Raw genomic sequence first — 277 nt, forward strand, 5'->3', positions numbered from 1 at the left:
GTTTCGACCTTCTCCAACATGAACACCAAGACTTATGGCCTGCAAAGCGAAATCACCAAGGACTATGGCGCCCAGGCATTGAATTACGGCGTGAATTTCTCGATAACGGATTTTTCCCGGCCGTTTGAACAGGTCGGCGCGGACCATCCCACCTTGCAGCCACAGGGCAACAACAGGACCTATGACACGAATGTGTGGCTGAGCGACACCATCACCATCGGCGCGCTTTCGGTAATGCCGGGCCTGAAATACTCGTGGCACAAAATCAACCCGCAGG

Annotated in this window: 1 pseudogene; it reads left to right on the forward strand. The window is 54.2% G+C overall.

From position 1 onward, the window contains the following. Window positions 1–18: 18 nt before the first annotated feature. A pseudogene (locus tag SB751_RS29965) lies at window positions 19–277 on the forward strand (TonB-dependent receptor); the annotation flags it as partial.

Origin of the sequence: Cupriavidus sp. SIMBA_020 (genome assembly GCF_046535395.1) — a bacterium.
GTDB lineage: Bacteria > Pseudomonadota > Gammaproteobacteria > Burkholderiales > Burkholderiaceae > Cupriavidus > Cupriavidus campinensis.